This window comes from Gemmatimonas sp. (genome assembly GCF_036405635.1).
Taxonomy (GTDB): domain Bacteria; phylum Gemmatimonadota; class Gemmatimonadetes; order Gemmatimonadales; family Gemmatimonadaceae; genus Gemmatimonas.
The window spans coordinates 23,920-31,610 of sequence record NZ_DASWXE010000142.1; the positions used below are offsets into that span (position 1 = coordinate 23,920).

Sequence of the window (7,691 nt, forward strand, 5' to 3'; positions counted from 1 at the left end):
CGTTCCCCGATGGTTCGCACTTCGCCTCGCTTTTCGCTTCGCACGCTGGCCATGGCGGCGACCTTCGCCGCGCTGGTCACGGCCCCGGCGCTGCATGCACAGGCGTTGCCGGCTGCGACAGACCTGGTCGCGAAGCATCTGGCCGCGGCCGGTGGCGCCGAAGCGTTCAAGTCGCTCAAGTCGGTGCGTCAGGTGGGCGTCATGGAAATGCCGTCGATGGGTCTTCAGGCTCAGGCGGAAAATTTCGCGGCTGCGCCGAACAAGATGTCGATGAAGGCCAGCATCGCGGGGATCGGCGAGATCATTTCGGGCACCAACGGCGAGGTCGCGTGGCAGGTGAATCCCATGCAGGGTCCGCGCCTGCTCGAGGAGAAGGAACTGGTGGACGCCCGCGATGCCGCCGACTTCTACGGCAACCTGATGATGGACCCCGATCGCTTCTCGAAGATGGAAACGGTCGGTCTCGTGACCTTTGCCGGTGAGCAGGCCTATCAGGTGAAGTTCACCCGCAAGGGCTCGGGCAAGGAGAGCACCCAGTACTTCTCAGCCACCAGCGGGCTGCTGATCGGCTCGGAAGCCACGCAGGAATCGGCGATGGGCACCACGACCATGGTCACCGTGCTCGGCGACTACAAGGACTTTGGCGGTCGCAAGTTTCCGACGCGCAGCGAAGCGACGGTGGGGCCCACGAAGATCGTGCTCAAGATCAACGAGGTCTCGGTGAACGACGTGCCTGACACCGCCTTCTCGGTACCCGATGCGGTCAAGCCGCTGATCAGGAAGTAGGGTGATCGCGGTGGGATGTCACGCCGGGAGTGCTCCGGTTTGTTGACATCCCCCGTCGTGATCGGAGATTGTGCGGATGTGCCCACAACGCCATCCGCAACCTGTGATCACGCGCACACTCGAGTTGGAGCGTGTGTCGGGCGTGCCCATCCAGGTGGGTTCACGCTGGTGGAGCTGTTGGTCGTGATCGCTATCATGGGGATCGGAGCGGCATTGGCCACGGCGATGTGGTGGCCGCGCGAGGGTGGCGCGGGAGACTCGCCTGCCACGATCGACGCCGTGGTGGCCCGCGCCCGCACCCTGGCCGTGGCACGTGGTGAACGGCTTGCACTGCAGATGCGGGATGACGGGCACTGGCTGCTGCGGGCGGCGGCCGTGAACACGCCCGACACGATCGCGTCGGGCTTCGTAGCATCGACCGAAGGAACAGCCGCCGCGGGTTTCGCGATCGAAGTGGATCCGCTCGGTTCTTGCCGGCCAGTCTCGGGGACCGCGATGACGGACATGCGTGCGTTCGACCTGACGCGCTGCCGTTGGCTGGCTCTTCCCGAAGGCGGTGCCCCGTGACGCTGCTGGAGGCGCTGCTCGCCACGGTGATTCTGGCCGTCGTCGCCGTGGCCTGTCTCGAGGGCACGCATGGCGCAGCCGCGCTGCAGCGCCGCACCGCGTCGATGTCGGACGCCCTGTCGCGGGCGGAGACGGCTATGGAAACGGCTGCCACGGGCAGTGTGCTGCCGGCGACGGGTTCGGACGACGTGACGCTTCCGTCAGTGCAGCGCACGCCGTACCGGGCCGGTACGGGCCTGCAGCGCGTGGAGGTATCGGTGCAGGACGAGCACGGTCGCATCGTGCGCCTCACGCGCCTGGTCGATGCCAGTGCTGGTGGCGCCCCCGGTGTGCGTGGAGGGCCGAGCCAATGAGTCGCGTTTCTCGCATACGCGCGCGCGCTGGCTTCACGCTGATGGAACTGGTGATCGCGCTGTCGCTCACAGCGATGGCGACAGGCGTCGCGGCCAGTGCCATTTGGGCCGCGCGGCGCACGTCCGAATCACAGCAGGATTTTGCCGCGCATGGCGAATCCGAAGCCCGGTGGCGTGCGCTCGTTGTGGACATGTTGCGGCACCCGCCGGCTGCTGAGCGTGTCGATCGGGCGCTGTTGGCCGTCCACGTCACGCCGGATGGCCAGGAGTTGCGATTCCTCTCCCAGGGTGTGCGCGAACCGTTCGGCACCGGCGATGTGTGGGACGTGGTGATCACGCAGGACTCCACCGATGTGGTGCTGCGTGCCACGCCCTTGCAGCGACCGGGCGCACTTTCAGCAGCGTCACAGACACTCGTTGCGCGCATCGCGGATGTGCACGGCCTCGAGATTGCTGTGCTGGAACCGGCCACCGCGAATGGCGCTGCACAATGGCGCGCCGACTGGCCACTCGCACAAACCCGTCCGGCGGCGGTGTCGTTGCAGTGGCAACCGGCAGGCGCCGACCGCACGGTGCCTACCACGGGATCGTCGTTGCGTGTGCCGCCACCGCTGGTGGTCGGGCTCGATGCAATGAGTAGTGGAGCGACGCCGTGAGCCAAAGTGGTGGACTCTCCGGCACGGGGAGACGTGCCCGACGCGGCACAGCGTTGTTGGCCACGTTGTTTGCCATTGCCATTCTCGCGACGCTGACCGCCATGGCGGGCCAGCGGGCGCGCAATTCGGCGTCGATCGCATCGAACCGTCGTGCGCAGACGGTGGCCCGACTGATGGCCGAAAGTGGTGTCATCGCCGCGCGTGCAGCGATCGAAGAACGTCTTGGTGCCGCGGCGCGGGCAACCATCACCGATTCACTCGCGGTGGATGGCGCGTTCGCCTCCCTCTTTGCGTCGAGTGATGCGGGGCGCGCCCTGGTCGAGGACTCTCTGAACGATGGTGTCTTCGCGGCTACCGTGGTGAATGCCAGCGCGCGACTCGACATCAACAACGCCGGCGCGGAAGGGATCGAGTCATTGCTGCGCACCGTGGCCGACGCCGGTGTGGCACGCCGTATTGCGGAACGCCTCGATGCCCGGGTGCGTGGAGAGACGGGCGCAGCACAGTCCTCCGCGCAGCCTCTGGCGCTGCCATCGCCGCAGGACGACGCGCTGCGGGCGCGGGATTCGCTGCGCGCTCTGTTCACCGGAACCACCATGGGGCGCGGTGTGCGGCACCCCTTCGAATCTTTGGACGAAGTGCAGGCATTCCTGGGCGACGACGCACGCGTGCTCACTCCGGTGGCCGACCTGCTCACGGTGGATGGAGACGGCACGATCGACCGTCGTCATGCACCGCCGGCCGTGCTCACAGCGGCGAGTGGTTCGCTGAGTGATCGCCCGACGCGGGTGGTGATCGTGGCGCGAGGCTGGCAACAGGGCGCCCCCCTCACGCGCGAGATTCAAGCGGTGTTTGCCGTGCAAGAGTCTGAGCTGCGCTTGGTGCGCTGGCGGGAGGTGAGCCGCTGATGCCTGCCGCCACGTTGATGCTGGAGCAGGACCGGGTCGTCATATTGCCAGTCACGGGCGCGACGCGCACGGTGTCGTGGGAACCGCATCATCCCGAACGCGTGATCGAAGCGGTGTCGGCGGTGTTGCGGGCAGATGGTGGTGCGCCGAAGTCGTTGACGTTGCTGATTGGCCTCGCCTTTCTCGAGGCCGCGCGACCGGAGCTGCCACCGGTGGGCGATGACGTGCGCCAGCGTATGGTGGCAGCCGATCACGAACGATTCTTCGTATTGGTCGGGCCCGTGGCCGCGTCGGTCGACGGCGCCTGGGCATTCGCCTGCGAGGCCACGCTGGTGCAGCGGTGGTGGGATGCTTTTGGCACCATCGCTCCCGTCGGCGCGGTGATGGCGCTTCCGTCGGCCGTGCGCATGGCGGGATTGCGCGGTACCTGGCGTGTACCGACCGCCGCTGGTGAGATCGGCACCATAGTCGTGTCCGCGGCGGGCATCGGTGAGGTACGACGCTCGCGTGCCGCCCAAGAGACAAGGGCAGACGAGCGCGCTCCGCTCGATGTGGCCGCCTGCGCGCGCGTGCTCGGTACGCGCGGCGCCGTGACGCTTGCCAACCAATTGCTCGACGCAGAACTGCGCAGCCGACTGGTGCGTCGCGACCGCAGTCGCCGATGGCGCGCCGGCGCGATGGTCGCCGCCGCATTGCTGTTCTGTGTGTGGGCGATGTCCTATCGTCAGGCAAGGATGATTACCGCGCTGGAAACCCAGCGGGCGCAGCTCGAGGCACAGGCCGGCGGACCGCGTGCGGCCCAGTCGCGGTTGATGTCGGCGCTGCTGGAGCAACGCATCCTCGATGACGCTTCCCGGGCATCGCGCACCGGTTCATCGCCGCTCACCGTACTGAGTGCGTTGGGTCGTCTCGTGCCACCCGATGCCTTTGTGCAGCGACTCGAGTGGAACGGCGAGCGCTGGCGCATCGACGGCAGTGCGGCGGATGTGTCGCGTCTGGTGCCGCTGCTCGACGCCGACCCCGCCATCGTCGATGTGCAGTCGTTGGCGCCCAGTACCCGCTTCATGGACGGTGGTCGCGCGCGGAGTTCGTTTTCTCTCGGGTTTCGCGTGACACCGAATACCGATGCAACGACACCGGCCGCCACAGGAGCGACGCCATGAGCGCGACGACTTCGCGGGATGTACGCGAGCGACGTGTTATAGTCGGCGCGGTCGTGGTACTCGTCGTGAGTGCGCTCCTGAGTTATGGCGTGGTGCCGACCGCCCGTCGCTGGCGCGATGGACAGCGACAGATCGCGGCGTTGCAGGACCGGGTGGCCAATCTACGGGGGCTCATCGACCATGCTGCAGCGCTCGACTCAGCCGCGGCTGATGCAGAGCGCGTGCTCTCCGAGTCACCACGCCGAGCGCTGCATGCGGCATCGGCATCGCTGGCCACGAATGCCCTGCAAGCCTTGCTGCAGGAAGCCAGTGAAGGGGCCGGCATGGTCGTGACGCGAGTGGAGATCGCACCGGCGCTCGACAGCACCGGAGCGGCCAGTGGCACGGTGTCAGCCTACGGTGATGTACGTGGACTAGCCACACTGCTCACCACGCTCACCCATGGCCCGCGTGTGGTGGTGCCGTCTGCACTCACCGTACAGCAGAACAGTGCGCTGCGTGGTGCACCCGACGTCGTGCAGGTGACGATGGCGGTACGCGCCCCGGTGGTGATCGAATGATGCGCCGTGACATGACGCCGCTGTTGCAGGGCCTGGCCGGTGCTTTGGCCATCGCGGGCGTGGCCTTCGTGGTGCTGCCCGTGGGCACCAGCATGGAGCCAGTTGCCCCGCACTTGCCTGCGGCGGCGTCTGCCTCATCCGAACCCGTTCCTGATACCGATGTGCCCACGTTCGGCCGGGAAGACACCGAATCGATCGTGAACACCAATCTCTTCAGCGCGACCCGCCGCGCGCCGCGCGTGGCCTTCGTGGCGCCGGGGCTGTTTGATGCCAACGCACCAGCTGACGGCGCAGGCATCGCGATGGACGCCGGTGTGAATGGCGCCGTCGACTCGCCGGAACCCGTGCTGGAGGGCATCGTGATCCGTGATGGACAGTCGCGCGCGCTGTTGCGCCTCGCGAACGCCGGTGACGATGCGTCCGCAGCTCCGCGCTTGCTGGCACCCGGTGAACGTCTCGGCGCCTATCGTGTCCGCAGTATCGGCAGTGATCATGTCGTGCTGACCTCAGCCGGCGGAGTTCGCACGCTTCGCCTGCAACGACAGCCTCAATCCGACTCCAGCGCCCCGCGCCCGTGATGTCTCTTCTTCGTGGCAGCAATTCCCTTCAGCCGGAGCCGGACATGTATCATGTCCGTATGACCAGCAGGCGCATGACCAGCAGGCACATGACCAACACGCGCATGTCCTCGTGGGTGTGGGCGCTGCTGATGGCATCACTGCTATCGGCTTCGCCGGGCCTGCTCGGCGCACAACGCACCACCGGTGGTGGGGCCAGGACCGCCGCGGATTCCGCAGCGGCCACACGTGGGCAGCCCGGCAACTCGCTCGACTTTGCCAACGCGCGCCTCGCTGACGTGATCCGCACGCTGGCCACCATGCTTGGCCGCACGGTGATTCTGAGCGACATCCCCGATGTGCGCGTAACGTTCGCCACGCCCAGCGCCGTGAGCACGTCCGAATTGGAGCGCGTGCTCGAATCGGTGCTCGAGGCACATGGACTCATGCTGGTGTCGAGTGGCACCGTGGCGCAGGTGATGCCCAACGACAAGGCGCCCATGACGGGCACGCTGCGCACGGGGTTCACGTTCCCCGACCCGCCGCCACTGGGGCTCGTATCACAGCTGGTGCCACTACAGTCCATTCGTGCCGATGAAGGCGCTGATGCCTTGCGGGCCGTGCTGGCCAAGGGTGCACGCGTGGAGATCGTGGCGCGTTCGAACGCGTTGTTGCTGGTGGACCGTGGGGCAAACATGGCGCGTTATCTCGACCTGCTGCGCACGCTCGATGCGGCGCCCAGTGGCGAGTCCGGACTGCGCACGTACGTGCTGAATCTCAAGTACGCCTCCGCCGAGGAGATGGCGACCGCCATCGGCTCACTGTATGGCGTACAGGTGGCCAACTCGGGTGCGGGTTCGTTGTCCGATCGTTCGCTCTCGCGTGCGCTCGATACGTTCCGTTCGCGAGAACAGGAGACATTCCGCACGCGGCAGCCTCTCAGTGGCACCGCCAATACCGCCGCACAGACGGCACCAGCGGGAGCGACAGCGGCGCGCGATTCGGCAGCGGGATTGCTGGTGGGACGCACCACCGTGGTGGCCAACACGCCCACCAACGCCCTCGTCATCCGCACGGCACCGCCCAACTTCCCGATGCTGCGCGAGACCATTGAAGCGCTCGACATCCGTCCGGCGCAGGTGCTGTTCGAAGTGACGATCGCCGAGATCGCACTCGGGCGTGGTTTCGAGTTCGGTATCGACTGGGCTGCGGTGAATCGCGGCGGTGATGTGCAGGCGCAGTTCGGGAACCCGGAGATTCCCGACACCGGCTCCACCTCGGCGCTGCTGCGCGTGGTACGCCTCGATGGCACCGGTGTGCGCGCATTGCTGCGCACCATCGCCTCACGTTCCGAAGTGCAAGTGTTGGCCACACCGGAGATCATGGCAGCCAACAACCGCGAGGCATCGATCCTCGTGGGTAGCAAAGTGCCCTTCATCTCGTCCACGCGACTCGGCAACGATGTCTCGATCGACCGCGCCGTGCAGTATCAGGACGTAGGCACCAAACTCGCCATCATTCCGACGATCAACGACGATGGCTACATCAGCGTGCAGCTGCTGCAGGAGGTCAGTTCACTCACTCCGCAGACTGTCGCCGCGGCACTCAGTGCACCAGTGATTTCCACGCGCGAGGCCAGCACCCGCGCGGTGCTGCGTGATGGCCAGACCGCCGTCATCGCCGGCCTGATCGGCGAGACACGCACGTCGCAGGACCAGGGATTGCCGTTGCTCAAGGACATCCCGTGGATTGGCGCGCTCTTCAAGCGGCAATCGTCCACCCGCCAGCGCACCGAGCTCGCGATCTTCGTGACGCCCTATCTCGTGCGTTCGGACGCGGATGCCGACAGCATTCGCGAGCGTATTCGCAAGCGCATGGAAGACCGGTCCCCCGGATCGCTCGACGACACGCCGCTCACCCGTCGCCCGCCGCCGCGCTGATGCCTGCGCCAATCGGCCTCCCGTCGATCATCACACCGATCGTCACGCGCTCATGAGCGACGCACGAGACCTGCGTGCTGCCGCGGCCGCGCCGCTGGCCCGCCGATTTCCGGCGCGCTGGCTCGACGAGCACGCGGTGTTGCCGCTCGATGTGCAGGAGGGAGTCGCACGCGTGGCGGGCACTGGTGCACTGTCGCCAGC

Annotated in this window: 9 protein-coding genes; all 9 read left to right on the forward strand. The window is 66.9% G+C overall.

Going from position 1 to position 7,691, the window contains the following annotated elements; genetic code table 11:
* Window positions 1-9: 9 nt before the first annotated feature.
* From VGE27_RS11885 to VGE27_RS11925, 9 genes are read left to right on the forward strand one after another with little or no spacing between them, the layout of a single operon-like run.
* Window positions 10-786 carry a hypothetical protein gene (locus VGE27_RS11885; RefSeq protein WP_331049874.1) on the forward strand — a complete coding sequence of 259 codons (777 nt, stop codon included), beginning with the start codon at window positions 10-12 and terminating at the stop codon, window positions 784-786.
* Window positions 787-801: 15 nt separating this feature from the next.
* Window positions 802-1,353 carry a type II secretion system protein gene (locus VGE27_RS11890; protein ID WP_331049875.1) on the forward strand — a complete coding sequence of 184 codons (552 nt, stop codon included), beginning with the start codon at window positions 802-804 and terminating at the stop codon, window positions 1,351-1,353.
* Window positions 1,350-1,706: a hypothetical protein gene (locus tag VGE27_RS11895; protein WP_331049876.1), complete on the forward strand. Its 357-nt coding sequence runs from the start codon at window positions 1,350-1,352 to the stop codon at window positions 1,704-1,706. The genes VGE27_RS11890 and VGE27_RS11895 overlap by 4 nt, the downstream gene beginning before the upstream one ends.
* The gene (locus VGE27_RS11900) at window positions 1,703-2,362 is read left to right on the forward strand and encodes a type II secretion system protein (RefSeq protein WP_331049877.1); all 660 of its coding nucleotides are present in this window, start codon (window positions 1,703-1,705) and stop codon (window positions 2,360-2,362) included. Before VGE27_RS11895 ends, VGE27_RS11900 begins: the two co-directional genes overlap by 4 nt.
* Window positions 2,359-3,270, forward strand: a complete 912-nt coding sequence (locus VGE27_RS11905) for a hypothetical protein (protein ID WP_331049878.1) — start codon at window positions 2,359-2,361, stop codon at window positions 3,268-3,270. Before VGE27_RS11900 ends, VGE27_RS11905 begins: the two co-directional genes overlap by 4 nt.
* Complete coding sequence (locus VGE27_RS11910) at window positions 3,270-4,433, forward strand: PilN domain-containing protein (protein WP_331049879.1); 1,164 nt, start codon at window positions 3,270-3,272, stop codon at window positions 4,431-4,433. The genes VGE27_RS11905 and VGE27_RS11910 overlap by 1 nt, the downstream gene beginning before the upstream one ends.
* Window positions 4,430-4,993 (forward strand): hypothetical protein, encoded by a 564-nt coding sequence (locus tag VGE27_RS11915; protein ID WP_331049880.1) that lies wholly within the window; start codon window positions 4,430-4,432, stop codon window positions 4,991-4,993. Before VGE27_RS11910 ends, VGE27_RS11915 begins: the two co-directional genes overlap by 4 nt.
* Window positions 4,990-5,571 (forward strand): hypothetical protein, encoded by a 582-nt coding sequence (locus tag VGE27_RS11920; RefSeq protein ID WP_331049881.1) that lies wholly within the window; start codon window positions 4,990-4,992, stop codon window positions 5,569-5,571. Before VGE27_RS11915 ends, VGE27_RS11920 begins: the two co-directional genes overlap by 4 nt.
* A 44-nt stretch (window positions 5,572-5,615) precedes the next feature.
* A complete protein-coding gene (locus VGE27_RS11925; RefSeq protein ID WP_331049882.1) occupies window positions 5,616-7,490 on the forward strand; it encodes a secretin N-terminal domain-containing protein in 1,875 nt (624 codons plus the stop codon).
* Window positions 7,491-7,691 lie beyond the last annotated feature (201 nt).